Here is a 14,920-nt window from a genome sequence, read left to right as displayed (position 1 = left end):
ACATGCATGAATTAACCATACCAAAAAAATACGTCGTGTCAAAAACCCAGGCTTCCGCAGTCCCCGCATCTCCTTCCAAACCCGCGGCTCCGGCTGCCGACGGGCGCCGCATCCAGACGCGGCGTTCCGGCGTCCACGGCAAGGGTGTGTTCGCAGTGCAGGACCTGGCTGAAGGTGAAACGCTGATCGAATATGTCGGCGAAATCATCAACTGGAAAGAGGCGCTGCGCCGCCACCCGCACGACCCCAAGGACCCCAACCACACGTTCTACTTCCACATCGACGAAGAGCATGTGATCGACGCCAAACACGGCGGCAATTCCTCGCGCTGGATCAACCACAGCTGCAAGCCCAACTGCGAAGCCGACGAAGAGGGCGGCCGCGTCTTCATCAAGGCGCTGCGCAACATCAAGGCCGGCGAAGAGCTGTTTTACGACTACGGCCTGATCATCGACGCGCCTTACACCAAGAAGCTGCTGGCCGAATACCCCTGCTGGTGCGGCGCCAAAAACTGCCGCGGCACCCTGCTGGCGCCCAAGGACGACGAAGGCAAGAAAAAGAACAAGAACAAGGACAAAAAGAAGTCCACAAAAAAAGCCAACAAAAAGGCTGAAGCCAAGGCTGACAAAAAGGCAGCCGATAAAAAGGCCGGCAAGAAACCCAAAAAGAAAAAGAAGGACTGAGCAGGCGCTCAACCCGCTTCACAGGCCATGCCGCCGGCGCAACCGGCTGCAACCTTCTCATGAGCACTCCCCTTACATCCCCCATCCGCTGGCCCGCCGAAGCTCTCTGGGAGGCCCTGGCGCCGTCCTTGCCGGGGTTCACGGTGGAAGTCCTGCCCGAGATTGATTCGAGCAACACCGAGCTGATGCGGCGTTTTCGCGGCAGCCCCGGTGTCCTGCCCCGTCCAGAGCCCCTGCTGCTGGTGGCCGAACAGCAAACCGCCGGGCGCGGCCGGCTGGGCCGCCAGTGGCAAAGCCGCCGCGGCGACAGCCTCACGTTTTCGCTGGGCCTGCCGCTTGCGCCCGCCGACTGGTCCGGCCTCTCCCTGGTGGCCGGCATCAGCGTAGCCGAAAGCCTTGAGCCGTTCGCCGGCAGCGCCTCCGGCCAGGCCGCCAAACCCCGCATCGGCCTGAAATGGCCCAATGACCTCTGGCTGTCCACACCCGAAGGCGACCGCAAGCTGGCCGGCATCCTGGTGGAAACCGCCAGCTGGGAAGGCATCCGTTACGTGGTGGTCGGCATCGGCATCAACATCCGCGCGGTGGAAATCCCCGTTGCGGCTGACGCACCCGCCATGCCCGGCATTCCGCCGGGCGGCTTGCAGACGCTGCTGCCGACGCTGGACGCACCCGCCACCTTGCTGCGCATCGTGCCGCCTCTGGTGCAGGCGATGCAGGCGTTTGAACGCTTTGGCTTTGCGCCTTTCCAGGCGCGTTTTGCGGCGCGCGACGTTCTGGCAGGCCGGGCCGTGCAGCTGTCCGACGGCCAGAACGGCCTGGAAGGCACGGCCCACGGTGTGGGCGAAAACGGCGCGCTGCTGGTGCATACTGCGGCTGGCATGAAACAAATCACCAGCTCCGAAGTCAGCGTACGGCCCGTGGCGGCGCAGCCAGCGAAGGGCGCGGACCCATGCTGAGGCTGCTGGTGCTGGCGCTGGTCCTGGCCAACGCAGGCTACTTCGCCTGGACGCAAGGCCTGCTGGCCGACTACGGTTTTGCACCCGTCGTGCAGGCCGAGCCCCAGCGCCTGGCGCAGCAGATCCGGCCCAAGGCGATGCGCCTTTTGAGCGCCACCGATGCCGGCCAGCTGGAAAGCACCAGCACCACCGCTGCAGCGCCGCCGCCCGCCCCTGAATGCCTGCAGGCCGGCCTTTTCACCCCCGAGCAGACCATCGCCCTGCGCTTCGGACTGGAGGCCAGCCTGCCCATCGGCAGCTGGTCACTCGAGAACAGCTCGGAGCCGGGCCGCTGGATCATCTACATGGGCAAATACACCAACGAGGACGCACTGGCCAAAAAGCGCAGCGAGCTGCGCGGCATGGGCGTGTCGTTTGAGCCCTTGCTCAACTCCTCGCTGGGACCTGGCCTCTCGCTCGGCCACTTCAGCTCCCAGGCCGACGCAGAGCGTGAACTGGCCAAGGTCGCCACGCGCGGCGTACGCACCGCCAAGGTGGTGCAGGAGCAGCCTGAAATACGCGGCCAGCTCCTCAAACTCCCGGCCGTTGATGCGCCGCTCATGGCCAAACTGGAGTTGCTCAAGCCGCAGTTGGCGGGCAAGGCCTTGCGGCCTTGCTAGATAAGACCCCCACGGTCGCTCACTTCGTGTAGCTTCCTGCCCCCCGAGGGGGCCGCCCGCCTGCGGCCCGGCAAAGCCGGTTCCGCGGCTCATGCTGGCTTAAGAGCACACTGCAGTTGCACAGCGCTTATCCAATCGTCCCGAGCCTCCCGAAGGTCCGGCTTCCGGCACCACATGCTATTAATTTAGGAGCTGTTGGCGCTTACTCTGTTTGGCTCTAGGCACTATTTCTTTAAGAAATACCTCCCTGAGCCACCGCACCCGATTCCAAGCCAGCAGGGGCCGCGGAACCGGCTTTGCCGGGCCGCAGGCACCGTCCCCTGCAAGGGGAAAAGGGCTACACGCAGTGAGCCCGATAGGGGTGTACCGGTTCACCGCCCCCTTGAGGGGGAACGGGCTACACGCAGTGAGCCCGGACGGGGGTGGGTTTATTCAGACGGCTTTCCAGTGCCGCAGCGGCACGCAGGTCTGCAGGCGCGTCACGGCCTGGTCCATCAGCGCGGGGTGCAGCTCGTGGCCCAGCCTGGCGGCAACGTCCAGGGTGGCGTCGGCGCCGAGTTCCATCAGGTGGTCGAAGTCGCCGCGCGTGCGTGCCAGCGGCACCACGTCGTCGTTTTGCCCGTGCAGCAGATGCAGGGTGGTGAGTGCGGGCGCTTTTGCAGGCCAGATCTGGTAGCCGCCGCCGAAGGCCAGCAGGCGGCCGGCCAGGCCGTCGTGCGCATCGCTCAGCGCCAGCGCCAGGCTCGCACCGGCGCCAAAGCCGGCCAGTGCGGTGTCCGACTGCAGGATCTCAAAGCGCTGCTGCTGCGCACGCACAAAAGCCGCCAGAACCTCCACGCGCGCGGCCAGCGCAGCGGCGTCATCTTTGCCCGCAGCGGTAGCGCCTGCCGCATCGGCATGCGGGCCCGAAAGGCCTTCCGGAATCAGCACCGCCGCCTCGGGAAATGCGCCGCCCAGCAGGTTACCCAGCTCCAGCATGTCGGTGGCCGTGCCTCCCGCGTCGTGCAGCAGCACAAACAGTTGACGGGGGGCGCCGTTCACGGGCAGCAGTTCAATGGTTTCGGTCTCGGACGGGTTCATGGCAGGGCAAGCGTGAGCAGGGTGAAAAAAGGCAATTGAGGCCTTTTCAGCCTCTTTCAACCACTTTAACCAGCCCCGCCTTTTTACGCCGCGTTCCGCCCGTTCTTCCGCGTTATGCCGCTGCGGTTTCCCCGCGTTGCGCGTCTTCCGTGATCAGCGAAGAGTGCAGCCTGACGCCGGCCGCCACACCCCCGGCAGTGGCGAAGGTGATGCTGTGCGGCACGCGCGCCATGTCGCCGGCAGCGTACACGCCATCCACGCTGGTCATGCCCCAGGCATCGACGCGCACGATGGGGCCAAACGGTGAATCGTCAAACGCGCAGCCCAGCGCTTCAGCCAGCGGACTGGCCATGCGCACCTGCGTGCCCACCAGCAAGGCCTTGATCGCCACGCGCCGGCCATCCTGCAACAGCACGCTTTCCAGCGCGGGCGCCGTGCCCTGCAGTTCGGCGACAGGACTGGGCTCGACCCTGACCTTGCGCGCGGCCAGCAGCCCATGCTCTTCGGCCGACACATCGACCACGCCTTGCGTAAACAGGGTCACCTCGCCCCAGTCGGCAAACATCAGCGCCTGGTGTACCGACATCGGGCCCGTGCCCAGCACACCGACGGCGCCACCGCCGATTTCATAGCCATGGCAATAGGGACAGTGCACCACCGTCTTGCCCCAGCGCGCCTCCAGGCCGGGGATGTCGGGCAGCACGTCCGTCACGCCGGTGGCCAGCAACAGGCGGCGCCCGGTGAACCAGCGCATGCCCTCTTCCGCTTCCGCCACAAATCCTGCCTCGCCGGTTTCAATGCGGGTCACACGGCCGCTGAAGATCTTTGCCGTCGGATAGGCCAGCAGCTGCTCCCGGGCCGTCGCCAGGAGTTCGAAGCCCGGCTTGCCGTCGTGCCCCAGCACGCCGTGAGACTCCGGGGCGAAGCGGTTGCGCGGCAGGCCCGCGTCGATCACCAGCACATTTCTTCTGGCGCGAGCCAGCTGCAATGCCGCAGACTGCCCCGCAAAGCTTCCGCCCACAATGATGGCGTCATACAGCATGGGAGGCCTCCGGTGACAGGGCGTGCGCAGCCATCGCGCGGTTGAAATCGGCCGACAGGTCGGCCAGCGTGACTTCCGCCAGGCGTTTCATCAGCAGGGCTTCCGCCTCGCGCAGGCTGCCGGCCAGGGCGCGCTGCACAGACTGTTCAATGACACAGCCGTCCGCATGGGCGCCTTCTTCGGCGCCCGGCGCGCCGGCATCGCCCACAGCCATCTGCACGTCCAGCAGCGTGACGGAAGCCAGCTCCCGCGCCAGCACCCAGCCGCCGCCATGGCCTCGCTCCGACACCACAAAACCGGCATCACGCAGGCTTGCCATGGTGCGCCGCACCACCACCGGGTGCGTGCGCAGGCAGGCCGCCAGCTCGTCCGACGTCATCGGCCCCTGGCGATGGGCCATATGCAGCAGGGCATGCAAAACGGCGGAAAGCCGGCCTCTTAATTTCATGTAACTTATCATGTTGCATGATTCTATGAAGATCTCGTACCGGCGCTGCAAGGCCGCGTCAAACCCCCACGCCTCAAGGGGGCACTGCACCGCGGTGCCCGGCCGTCCGGACGGTTTTGGCCCGGGTCGGCGAGAATCAGCGTTTTTCACGCACCAGAGATCTGGAAAAACACCATGAAAATCGGAAAAAACACCGCCGTTACCCTTAGCTACAAGGTGGCAGACGCCCAGGGCAAGCTGGTCGAGCAAAGCAGCGCCCCCATGGTTTACCTGCACGGCGGCTATGGCAACACCCTGCCCAAGATCGAAGAAGCGCTGGACGGCCAGGAAAAAGGCTTCCAGACCGTGTTGGCGCTGGAGCCGGCGGACGCCTTCGGCCTGCGCGACGAAAGCCTGGTGCGCACCATCCCCCGCACGCAGTTTCCGCCCGGGGTCAAAGTGGGCGGCCAGCTCGAAGGCCGGGGCGACGACGGCCGCGAGCATGTCTTCAACGTCACGAAGATCAAGGGCGACACCGTCCTGCTGGACGGCAACCACCCGCTGGCCGGCAAGGCCCTGCGTTTCACCCTGAAAGTGACTGACGTGCGCGCTGCTTCGGAGGAAGAAATTGCCCACCGCCATGTGCACGGCGAGCATGGACACCACCATTAATCTGCGCAACGTGACCGTTCGGCGATTAAGCCGTTAGCGTTACGTACCGTTACCGCTCTGGGGAGCCCGCTGAACTACAGTGGGATTGAGCCTACATCCCCCGGTGATGCACGACCACAGCCCCGGCGCAGGATGATGGCTAACTTCATGGATTAACTTCAGAGGTACCCATGGTCATCAACGCGTTTCTTGTCGAAGACAAGCCGGACATACGCAAAACACTGGTTGAGGCCATGGAAGAAATCGCACCCCTGCGTTTCGTCGGCCACGCCGATTCCGAGTCCAGTGCCCGCCAGTGGCTGGGTTCCCACCACGATGACTGGGACCTTGCAATCGTCGACCTCTTTCTCGCCGAAGGCTCCGGCTTTGGCGTGCTGAAAGACTGCCAGCAGCGCACGGCCCGCCAGAAGGTCGTGGTGCTGACCAGCCACAACCAGGAAAACATCCTGCACTACTGCCGCGAGCTCGGCGCCGACGAGGTGTTCGACAAATCGCAGGACGTGGAAAAGCTGGTGCTTTATTGCCAGGCCCATGCGGCCAGCCTGGGCGGTACGGCTCCGCTGCTGCCCCAGTAATCCCCACGTTCAAGCGGCAGGCGTTCTGCTCAGGCGCCCGCTAAAACAAGCCCACACACAAAAGCGGCGCCATGCCGCTCTTGTCGCTACCCGGCAGGCCTTGATATGAGCTCTTTCAAGCGGTGCCCATGAGCGTCCGCTGAGCCCGCCCTCCGAAACCGCACCGAAACCACGCTCACCCGCCAGCGTGCGTCTAGGCGCTGCCGCACGCTTCGTCGGCTTCAAAAAGCAAACCCCCGGGAATCGCTGTCTATAGCGACCTATCGCGGCTCCGTTTGATCTGCATCAACAGCGCCCAGGGACCGATGGCTAACCATAGGTGTATCTCGAATGCATCTTATGAAGACCACTCGCGATTCCTTTGAAAGAATCCCCATGACACACACCGCTTCCCACACCAGGGTGGATCTCCGCGAGCTCGCGCCCAGCGAGCGCCATCCGCTGGTCTTCTCGACATTCGGCCAACTCGGCACCGGCCAGGCCATGGAGTTGATCAACGACCACAACCCGAAGCCCCTGCATGCCCGGTTCATGATGGACCTGCCCGGCAGATTCTCCTGGGACTACCTGGAGCAGGGGCCCGACACCTGGCGCGTCGCCATCACCCGGCTTGCACCCGCGCAGGGTAGCAAGCAGTGCTGCGGCGCCTGCGGTGGCGGCTAACTTCCACGCATTCCCACTCAAGACTTCCCAAGAAAACCCGATGAAAAACAACAACATGCTGTGGCGCTGGCTCGGCTTCGTATTCGTCCTGTCCTTCGGGGCGCTCGGCTACCTCGGCTGGCAGATTTACCTGACCGCACCACCCATCCCCACAGCCGTCGTCAGCACCACAGGCGACGTGCTTTTCACGGGCGAGCAAGTGCAAAGAGGGCAGCGCGCCTGGCTGGCCAGCGGCGGCCAGCAACAAGGCAGCGTCTGGGGCCACGGCGCTTATGTGGCGCCGGACTGGTCTGCCGACTGGCTGCATCGGGAAGCGCTGGCCCTGCAGGCCCTGCGCACGCAGGAGCTTCGCAAGGCGCCCGCCGCGCTCACGGCCTCAGACCGCGGCGCAGTCGCAGCGGCGCTCAAGGAAGAAATGCGCCGCAACACCTATGACGCGGCCAGCGGCGCCGTCACCGTCACACCCGCGCGGGCGCAAGCCATCCGTGAGGTGGCGCGCCACTACGAAGGCCTGTTCGGCCACGACGCCAGCCTGGACGCCTTGCGCGAGCAATACGCCATGATCGAAGGCGCGCTGCCCGACGCGGCCGACCGCCAGGCGCTCGCGGCATTCTTCTTCTGGACTTCCTGGGCCGCCGTCACCGACCGTCCCGGAGAAGAGAACCTCTCATACACCAGCAACTGGCCGCACGAGCCGCTGGTGGGCAACACCATGACCAACTCGGCCGCCATCTGGTCGATGGTCAGCATCGTCCTGTTGCTGGCCTGCATCGCCGCCATGCTGTGGCTGCACGGAAGCCAGCGGCATGGGCCTGAGGCGCAGCCGCCCCAGGCCGACCCTTTGCTGGGCGCCGTTGCCACACCTTCGATGAAGGCCACGCGCAAGTACTTCTTTGCCGTGATCGGCCTGATGCTGCTGCAAATCGGCATGGGCGTGGTCACCGCGCATTACGCAGTTGAGGGGTCATCCTTCTTCGGCCTGCCGCTTGCGCAGGTGCTGCCCTATGTGGTCAGCCGCACGGTGCACACGCAAGTCGGCATCTTCTGGATCGCCACCGCCTGGCTGGCTACGGGCCTTTACATCGCACCGCTGCTGTCGGGCCGTGAACCCAAGCTGCAAAAGCTCGGCGTCGACGTGCTGTTCTGGGCGTTGATCGCCATCGTGGTCGGCTCTACCGCCACCGGCTGGCTGGGCACGCTGCAGCATCGCGGCGTCGACTTCAGCTTCTGGATCGGCAACCAGGGCCTGGAGTTCACCAGCATGGGCCGCGTCTGGCAGCTGCTGCTGTTCGTGGGCCTGCTGTTCTGGGTATTCCTGCTGGGCCGCGCGCTGTGGCCGGCACTGGTCAAACCTTCGGAAACGCGCGGCCTGATCGCCATGGTGTTCCTGTCGGCCACCTGCATTGGCGGCTTCTACGCCTCGTCACTCACCTGGGGCCAGCACACCCACTATTCGATGATCGAGTACTGGCGCTGGTGGCTGGTCCACCTCTGGGTGGAAGGCTTCTTTGAAGTGTTCGCCACCGCCGTCGTCGCGCTGATCTTCACCAAGCTGGGCCTGGTGCGCACCGAAAGCGCCAACCGCGCCATCATCGCCGAGACCATCGTGTTCCTGTTCGGCGGCATCCTGGGCACCCTGCACCACCTGTATTTCACCGGCACGCCGATCTCGGTCATCGCCGTCGGCGCGGTGTTCTCGGCGCTCGAAGTGGTGCCGCTGACACTGATCGGCCTGGAAGCCCTGCAAACTTACCGGCGCTCCAAAGCCATGCCGTGGCTCGCCACCTACCAATGGCCCGTGATGTGTTTTGTGGCAGTCGGTTTCTGGAACACCGTGGGCGCCGGCCTGCTGGGCTTTGCCATCAATCCGCCGGCCTCGCTGTACTACATGCAGGGGCTGAACATGACGGCGGCCCACGGCCATGCCGCGCTGTTCGGTGTCTACGGCATGCTGGGCATCGGCCTCATGCTGTTCTGCCTGCGCGGCCTGTATGCGCGCCACCTGCATGCCGACAACCTGCTCAAGCCCGCCTTCTGGAGCCTGAACATCGGCCTGGCAATGATGGTCTTCCTGTCGCTGCTGCCTGCCGGCATCTACCAGGCCTGGGCCAGCATCACCAAGGGTCTGTGGTACGCCCGCTCGCCCGAGATCATCCACTCCGGCGTGATGGAAACCCTGGTCTGGATGCGCGTGCCCGGCGACATCCTGTTCGCCATCGGTGCGTGCTTCCTGGCCTGGTACGCCGCGCGCCTGCTGCGCCGCCCGGCCGTGCAGCCGGCCGGCATGACCGCGGTGCCCGCAACAGCGGGGCCCTGACCCGGCAAGCCGCCATGAAACTCACGGCTTTCACCGACTACAGCCTGCGTGTGTTGATCTACCTGGCGGCGCAGCCAGAGCGGCGCGCCACCATCGCCGGGATAGCGGATGCGTTTGACGTGTCCGAACACCACCTGACCAAGGTCGTGCACTTCCTCGGCAAGAACGGCTGGCTGGCCAACGTGCGCGGCAAGGGCGGCGGGCTGGCACTGGCGAAAGCGCCGGAGCTGATCGTTGTGGGCGAGGTGGTGCGCGCAACCGAAGGAACGGACGTACCGGCCGAATGCTTTGAAGCGGCGGGCGGCCATTGCGCCATCACCCGCATCTGCCGCCTGCGCGGCGTGCTTGGCGAAGCGGTCGACGCGTTTTACGGCGTGCTCGACCGCTACACGCTGGCAGACCTCGCTCGCAACCGTCAGTCGCTCGCCAGGGTGTTCTTCACCGGCCGCACGGCTGCCGCTTCACCGGCCGGGCGTGCCTCATGAATGCAGCCCCCGCCGGCACCGGCGTTGCCGCAAGCGTGTGCAAGCCACCCTTTCCCTACGACGGGCCCGAGGCGCTGCGCCAGCCCATCATCGACGCGCTGAGGCGGGTGGTCGACCCGGAGGTCGCGATGACCATCGTCGACGTCGGGCTGATCTATGGCGTCACCGTGACCGGAGAAAAATTGCATGTGCTGCTGACAATGACCTCAGCCGCCTGCCCGGTGACCGACCTCATCATCGAAGAAGTGGAAACCGAGCTGGACCGCGCCGTGCCGCCCGAACTCCTGATCGAAGTCGAACTGGTGTGGGACCCTCCCTGGTCTACCGACCAAATGAGCGAGAGCGCCAAGCGCTTCATGGGCTGGTGAAACCCTCACGCCCGCTTCGCCCAACGCTGCACCACAGAGCCGCGCCGCCCTGGGTCAAGGTGGGCGCGCGGCTACTGCTGCCGGCAGTAGTGGTGCTGTCGCTGCTGGCCGGTATCGCAGGTGGCTTGCTGCGCGCAGGCGTGGCCCTGCCCGCCGTGGCCGATGCCGCCTGGCTCGGCCATGCCGCCCTTTCGCATGCCGCACTGATGATCTGCGGCTTCCTGGGCACGGTCATCGGTATTGAACGGGCGGTGGCCGTCAAACTGCGTGCCGCTTTTTTTGCGCCTCTCGCCTCGGGCCTGGGCGGCCTGTGCCTGCTGCTCGGGCAGGCACAGGCAGGCGCCTGGCTGGGCGTAGCCGCAGCGGCTGCTTTTACGGCCGTCAATGCCGTGGTGGTGTGGCGCCAGCGCGCGGCTCACACCTGGCTGCTGCTCGCCGGCGCGGGGGCCTGGCTGGCCGGCAACCTGCTGTTCGCATTCGGTTTCGGCAGCGGCGCGATCCTGCCATGGTGGTTCGCCTTCCTCGTGATGACCATCGCGGCCGAACGCCTGGAAATGACGCGCCTGATGCGCCGCCGACCCGCCGCGCAGTGGTCGCTCCAGGCCGTGCTGCCTGCCATGCTTGTCGGCGCCGCGGCGTCGGCCGTATCACCCGTGTGGGGCGGGCTGCTGTACGGCGCAGCACTGGCCTTGCTGGCAATGTGGCTGGCCATATTCGACATTGCCCGCCGCACGGTGCTGGCCCACGGGCTCAGCCGCTACATGGCGGTGTGCCTACTCAGCGGCTACGGCTGGCTGGCGGTGGCCGGCGCGGCATGGGCCGCCACGGCGCTGGGCTTGCCGTTGCGCGACATGGCGCTTCACGCGCTCGGCCTGGGGTTTATTGTCAGCATGATGATGGGCCACGCGCCGGTGATCCTGCCGGCCATCGCACGCGTGAAGCTGCAGTTCGGCGCTTTCTTCTACGTGCCGCTCGCGGCGCTTCACCTGTCCCTCATCGCGCGGCTCGGCTTCGGCCTGTTCGACCCGCCGCTGCGCGCCACCGGCGCCACCCTCAACGCCGCAGCCATCGCGCTCTTTGCCGCAACCGTCGCTGGCGCCGCTGTCGCATGGCGTATCAACGACGGCGCAACGATCGCCACGCAACCCGGAAAGACCTCGCTATGACACAGTCCATCCCCATCAAAACCCCGCCTGACAGCTCACCTTTTCCGACGGCGGGACCGCAAGGCATCGCGCTCTGGCAAACCGGCTTTCGGCCCTTCTACCTGCTGGCAAGCGTGTTCGCTGCGCTGTCGATTGGCCTGTGGGCGCTGCAGTTCGCCGGCTGGCTGGGCCAGCCCTACCTGCAGGGGCCGATGTGGCATGCGCACGAAATGCTGTTCGGCTTCACGCTGGCTGTGGTGGTGGGCTTCCTGTTCACGGCCGGGCGCAACTGGTCCAACCGCCCCACGCCCACCGGCCTGCCGCTGGCCGCGCTGGCGGCGCTCTGGGTGGCCGGGCGGGTGCTTGTGCTCACGCCCTTCGGCTGGGCTGCGGCGGCGGTCAACGTTGCGTTTCCGCTGGTCGCGGCCGTTGCGCTGGCGGTTCCCTTCATCGCCGCGCGCAATCGCCGCAACTACTTTTTCATCGGCTTGCTGCTGCTGATGGCGGTGGCCGTGCTGGCGGTGCATCTTGCGCAGCTCGGGCTCATGCAGCTGCCAGGCTGGGTCGGCATTCAGGCTGCGCTTGACGTCATGCTCTTCATCATGGCCGTGATGGGTGGCCGCGTGATCCCCATGTTTACCAACAACGGCGTGCCGGGTGCCAACGCCACCCGCCGCCCCTGGCTCGAGAAAGCAGCGCTGGGCTCGGTGCTGGCGCTGCTGCTGGCCGATGCGCTGCAGCTGCAGGGCGCGCCCCTGGCGGCGCTGGCCGGTGTTTGCGCGGCCGCACACCTTGTGCGCTGGGCACTGTGGCAACCGTGGAAGACCATGCACACACCGCTGGTCTGGGTACTGCATGCCGCCTACTTCTGGATTCCGGTGCACCTGGTGCTGCGCGTCCTGGCCGCAGCTGGCTGGGTCACGCCCTCTGCGGCAACCCACGCGTTGACGGTGGGCGCCATCGGCGGGCTCATCATCGGCATGATGACGCGCACCGCGCTCGGCCATACCGGCCGGCCGCTCCAGGCGGGCCGCACCGAAGTCACCTGCTATGTGCTTGTCCTCGCTTCGGCACTGGTGCGCGTGTTCGTGCCGATCATCGCGCCGGCCGAGACGCTGCACGCCGTGCTGGTTTCGGCCGCACTGTGGTCCGCAGGCTTCGCGCTGTATGCCGTGGGCTACTGGCCGGCCCTGACCCGTGCGCGCGCGGACGGGCATCCCGGATAGGTGGCTGGCCGGGTCTGCCTGCCGCCGCGCAGGGCTAAAAACAAACGCCCATAAAAAAGCGGCGCCAATGCGCCGCTGTTCTGGCTGCCCGGCAAGCCGGACATGCTGGCTCAAAAGCTTCAGAAGCCTTTGTTGCCCTTGGTCGCGTCTTTCACGACTTCCTTGGCATCACCATAATTCTTCTGCACAGAGCCTTCCACCTGCTTGGCCAGGCCCTTGGCTTGCTGGTCCTTGCTGCCCACGAGCTTGCCGGCAGCTTCCTGTGCCTTGCCAGCTGCGTCTTTGGCTGCGCCTTTGACTTGATCCTTGTTCATGATGACTCCTGATGAATTCGACGGGAAGGTCCAGGAAACCCTGGCGAGACCCTTGCGAGGCCATCGCGAGGGGTATCCCGGGCCAACGTTCGTCGTGTCACGTCAGCCAGTTACCAAGATACCGGGCTGCCGGGAACGCAGCGTAGGCCAAGCACCCAAACGCATGTCGGTCCCTGTTTTCCTGTACGCCTTCATCACTCAATCAGCCACCGTCACCACATTGCTGGAGAACGTGATCCGGTCCGGCGCGTCCGCCTGTAGCTTGATGGGCGGCACATTGGCGGGCGTGATCGGGTTGGGCGTGGTGCCACTCAGGCCGCGCGGCACAGTGCGCACCACCTGGCTGGCCGGCAGCGGTGCGCCGGTTTTGAGGTGGGCATACATCATGTCCATGGCCTGGATGAAATAGCGGTGCAGCGGCACCAGCCGCTGGCCATAGCCGGGGAACCCCAGGAAGGCATCAAAGTGCTGGGCGTTGGTGACTTCGACGTACGAGAGCTTGCTGCGCGAACCCTCCACCATCTTGTTCAGGCCAAAGTAGGGGCGCGAGGTAAACGCCACCGGCACCAGCGTGTCAGAGCGGCCATGCACGATCAGCGCAGGCTTGCCCTGCAGGTTGGCCGTGCGCAGCACCTGCTGGATGCCTTCGCGCACGCGCAGGGCGTCGGGGGTGTTTCCCGTGGCCAGGTTGCGCAGGCACAGGGCGCCGGCGCTGTTGTAGTCCTGCACGTTGCCGGCAGAGATGGAGGCCGAGTCCAGCATCGGGCCGCCGAGGCTGGCGTTGTTGACGATGTTCACGCCCACCGTGGGCGGTATGCCGTTGCCGGTGCCGAATGACGTGGCCAGCGGGCCCGCCGGCGCAGGCACCGGCAGGTTGGGCGTGGGCGAAGCGGCAGGGGCCGTGGCGGCAAAGCTGTAGCCACAGAGGTTGTCCTGCACGCCGGCACGGCCGTAGGCATTGGCGTAGGTCAGCGCCACCGGCAGGGTGGCAAACGAATAGTGCGACGCCTGCAGGTCGTTGCCCTCGGGCTGCCAGCCTGCCTGCACCAGCGTGGCCATGGCGCTGCCCGCCTGCTCGGCCGTGGTGTTGCCCGCGACCATGCCGTTGGCCTTAAGCGCACTGCAGCGGCTCGCGGCGATGACCGGGTTGATGGTGTTGAAGACATTGGTGGCGGGCGAGGCCAGCGCAGCACAAGGCTGCAGCAGGTTGGCCAGTGTGGTGTAGTCATAAAGCGGCTTGCCGGTGCCGGCCAGCGTGCTGCTGCCGCGCCGCACGCTCAGCCGCGCATCGGGCACCAGCTGCACCTGGGGCTCGCCCACGGCCACGCCGCTGATGAGCCCCTGCGTGTCCTGCTCGGCCGCGGCCAGTGCCGCACCCGCGCCGTTGGACACGCTGGAGGCAATCACGATGGTGTTCGACGGGTTCAGCGTCTTCAGGCGGCCGCCACCGTCGGGCGAAGGCTTGCCATAGCGCTCGTTCAGCACGAAGTAGGCAAACTCAACCGCCTGCAGCGTGTAGCGGCCCCAGTCTTTTTCGGAATTCTGCTGTGAATGCGCATGCTTCACGGCAAAACGGTTGGGCGTGGCCGCGTTGAAGGCTGTGCGCTCAGCCTGTGTCAGGTTGGCGGTGAAGTTGGAGGCCGTGCCGGCCGCCACTGCGTCGGCACGCAGGCCGTTCTGCAGGTTCACCGTGTTGTTCTGCAGGTCGTGCATGCCGCTGCCGGTGCCCTTGTCGGTATAGGCCACGGCGCAGCCGTTTTTCAGGCCCCATTCACCCGACGAACCAATCGCGCCGTAGATACCGCGCGAACCGCTCGAGGTGCCGGTGACGATGCACGGGCTCGCCGGGTTGAAGCTGGCCGGCACCTGCACCATCATCGTGACGTTCTGGCGGCCACTGCCGTCGTCTGAATAGGCGATGTATTCGGTACCGGCGATCTTGCCTTCACTGGCGGTGATATTGCCTTTGGCATCCACGTTGGGGCCGTACAGCGTGCCGTAGCCGCCACCCGCGGAAATGTCGAGGATGGCGCGGTAGTTGTTGTAAATCGCAATCCGGCGCAACTCGGCCGCGCTCGGGTTCAGGGGGTCGACCGGCAGCGGCGCCGTTGCGGCCAGGCCGCTCTTGCCCAGGCCGGCGGTCAGCAAGTCGTCGTTGCCGCCGTCGTACACGCCGGTGGTGATGCCGCCCAGCCAGACCGGTTTGATGTTGGGCTGCACGCCCACACCGCTTGCGCAGCCGCCCAGCGCGGCCATTGCCGCCAGGGCCGTGGTTGTTTTGATCAGGGTGAATTTCATGTCGTCCTCC

16 protein-coding genes are annotated in these 14,920 nt (G+C 65.9%); 11 read left to right on the top strand and 5 right to left on the bottom strand.

Annotated features, from left to right (window positions below):
• Positions 1-2: 2 nt before the first annotated feature.
• Genes AC1DWQ_RS16210 through AC1DWQ_RS16200 form a run of 3 tightly spaced genes read left to right on the top strand, consistent with a single transcriptional unit; the run spans position 3 to position 2,298 of the window.
• The gene (locus tag AC1DWQ_RS16210; protein ID WP_477670567.1) at positions 3-683 is read left to right on the top strand and encodes an SET domain-containing protein; all 681 of its coding nucleotides are present in this window, start codon (positions 3-5) and stop codon (positions 681-683) included.
• A 59-nt stretch (positions 684-742) separates the two neighbouring features.
• The gene (locus tag AC1DWQ_RS16205) at positions 743-1,639 is read left to right on the top strand and encodes a biotin--[acetyl-CoA-carboxylase] ligase (RefSeq protein ID WP_477670566.1); all 897 of its coding nucleotides are present in this window, start codon (positions 743-745) and stop codon (positions 1,637-1,639) included.
• The gene (locus tag AC1DWQ_RS16200; RefSeq protein ID WP_477670565.1) at positions 1,633-2,298 is read left to right on the top strand and encodes an SPOR domain-containing protein; all 666 of its coding nucleotides are present in this window, start codon (positions 1,633-1,635) and stop codon (positions 2,296-2,298) included. The genes AC1DWQ_RS16205 and AC1DWQ_RS16200 overlap by 7 nt, the downstream gene beginning before the upstream one ends.
• Before the next feature lie 432 nt (positions 2,299-2,730).
• On the opposite strand, the gene ypfH is transcribed toward AC1DWQ_RS16200, so the two are convergent.
• The 3 genes from ypfH to AC1DWQ_RS16185 all read right to left on the bottom strand — a co-directional run bounded on the left by ypfH (position 2,731) and on the right by AC1DWQ_RS16185 (position 4,868).
• Positions 2,731-3,378: an esterase gene (ypfH, locus tag AC1DWQ_RS16195; RefSeq protein ID WP_477670564.1), complete on the bottom strand. Its 648-nt coding sequence runs from the start codon at positions 3,376-3,378 to the stop codon at positions 2,731-2,733.
• Between the two features lie 112 nt (positions 3,379-3,490).
• Positions 3,491-4,420, bottom strand: a complete 930-nt coding sequence (locus AC1DWQ_RS16190) for an NAD(P)/FAD-dependent oxidoreductase (RefSeq protein ID WP_477670563.1) — start codon at positions 4,418-4,420, stop codon at positions 3,491-3,493.
• Positions 4,410-4,868 carry an Rrf2 family transcriptional regulator gene (locus AC1DWQ_RS16185; RefSeq protein ID WP_477670562.1) on the bottom strand — a complete coding sequence of 153 codons (459 nt, stop codon included), beginning with the start codon at positions 4,866-4,868 and terminating at the stop codon, positions 4,410-4,412. The genes AC1DWQ_RS16190 and AC1DWQ_RS16185 overlap by 11 nt, the downstream gene beginning before the upstream one ends.
• 174 nt (positions 4,869-5,042) lie before the next feature.
• Here AC1DWQ_RS16185 and AC1DWQ_RS16180 point away from each other — a divergent pair, with 174 nt between their 5' ends.
• The 8 genes from AC1DWQ_RS16180 (at position 5,043) to AC1DWQ_RS16145 (ending at position 12,298) form a co-directional block, all read left to right on the top strand.
• The gene (locus tag AC1DWQ_RS16180; protein ID WP_457282038.1) at positions 5,043-5,519 is read left to right on the top strand and encodes an FKBP-type peptidyl-prolyl cis-trans isomerase; all 477 of its coding nucleotides are present in this window, start codon (positions 5,043-5,045) and stop codon (positions 5,517-5,519) included.
• A 170-nt stretch (positions 5,520-5,689) separates the two neighbouring features.
• On the top strand, positions 5,690-6,094 hold the full coding sequence (locus tag AC1DWQ_RS16175; RefSeq protein WP_477670561.1) for a response regulator: 405 nt from the start codon (positions 5,690-5,692) through the stop codon (positions 6,092-6,094).
• Between the two features lie 375 nt (positions 6,095-6,469).
• Positions 6,470-6,757 (top strand): DUF2249 domain-containing protein, encoded by a 288-nt coding sequence (locus AC1DWQ_RS16170; protein WP_477670560.1) that lies wholly within the window; start codon positions 6,470-6,472, stop codon positions 6,755-6,757.
• Between the two features lie 40 nt (positions 6,758-6,797).
• Positions 6,798-9,074 (top strand): nitric-oxide reductase large subunit, encoded by a 2,277-nt coding sequence (locus AC1DWQ_RS16165; RefSeq protein WP_477670559.1) that lies wholly within the window; start codon positions 6,798-6,800, stop codon positions 9,072-9,074.
• Positions 9,075-9,088: 14 nt separating this feature from the next.
• Positions 9,089-9,559 carry an RrF2 family transcriptional regulator gene (locus AC1DWQ_RS16160; protein ID WP_477670558.1) on the top strand — a complete coding sequence of 157 codons (471 nt, stop codon included), beginning with the start codon at positions 9,089-9,091 and terminating at the stop codon, positions 9,557-9,559.
• The gene (locus AC1DWQ_RS16155; RefSeq protein ID WP_477670557.1) at positions 9,556-9,927 is read left to right on the top strand and encodes a metal-sulfur cluster assembly factor; all 372 of its coding nucleotides are present in this window, start codon (positions 9,556-9,558) and stop codon (positions 9,925-9,927) included. The genes AC1DWQ_RS16160 and AC1DWQ_RS16155 overlap by 4 nt, the downstream gene beginning before the upstream one ends.
• Entirely contained in the window at positions 9,924-11,093 is a 1,170-nt protein-coding gene (locus AC1DWQ_RS16150) for a hypothetical protein (RefSeq protein WP_477670556.1), read from the top strand. The genes AC1DWQ_RS16155 and AC1DWQ_RS16150 overlap by 4 nt, the downstream gene beginning before the upstream one ends.
• Entirely contained in the window at positions 11,090-12,298 is a 1,209-nt protein-coding gene (locus tag AC1DWQ_RS16145; RefSeq protein ID WP_477670555.1) for an NnrS family protein, read from the top strand. The genes AC1DWQ_RS16150 and AC1DWQ_RS16145 overlap by 4 nt, the downstream gene beginning before the upstream one ends.
• Positions 12,299-12,417: 119 nt before the next feature.
• On the opposite strand, the gene AC1DWQ_RS16140 is transcribed toward AC1DWQ_RS16145, so the two are convergent.
• Positions 12,418-12,612, bottom strand: a complete 195-nt coding sequence (locus tag AC1DWQ_RS16140; protein WP_477648761.1) for a CsbD family protein — start codon at positions 12,610-12,612, stop codon at positions 12,418-12,420.
• Positions 12,613-12,810: 198 nt separating this feature from the next.
• Positions 12,811-14,910 (bottom strand): D-(-)-3-hydroxybutyrate oligomer hydrolase, encoded by a 2,100-nt coding sequence (locus tag AC1DWQ_RS16135; RefSeq protein WP_477670554.1) that lies wholly within the window; start codon positions 14,908-14,910, stop codon positions 12,811-12,813.
• Positions 14,911-14,920 lie beyond the last annotated feature (10 nt).

This window comes from Polaromonas sp. P2_G11, assembly GCF_056403595.1.
This window is presented reverse-complemented; position numbering and strand designations above follow the sequence as displayed.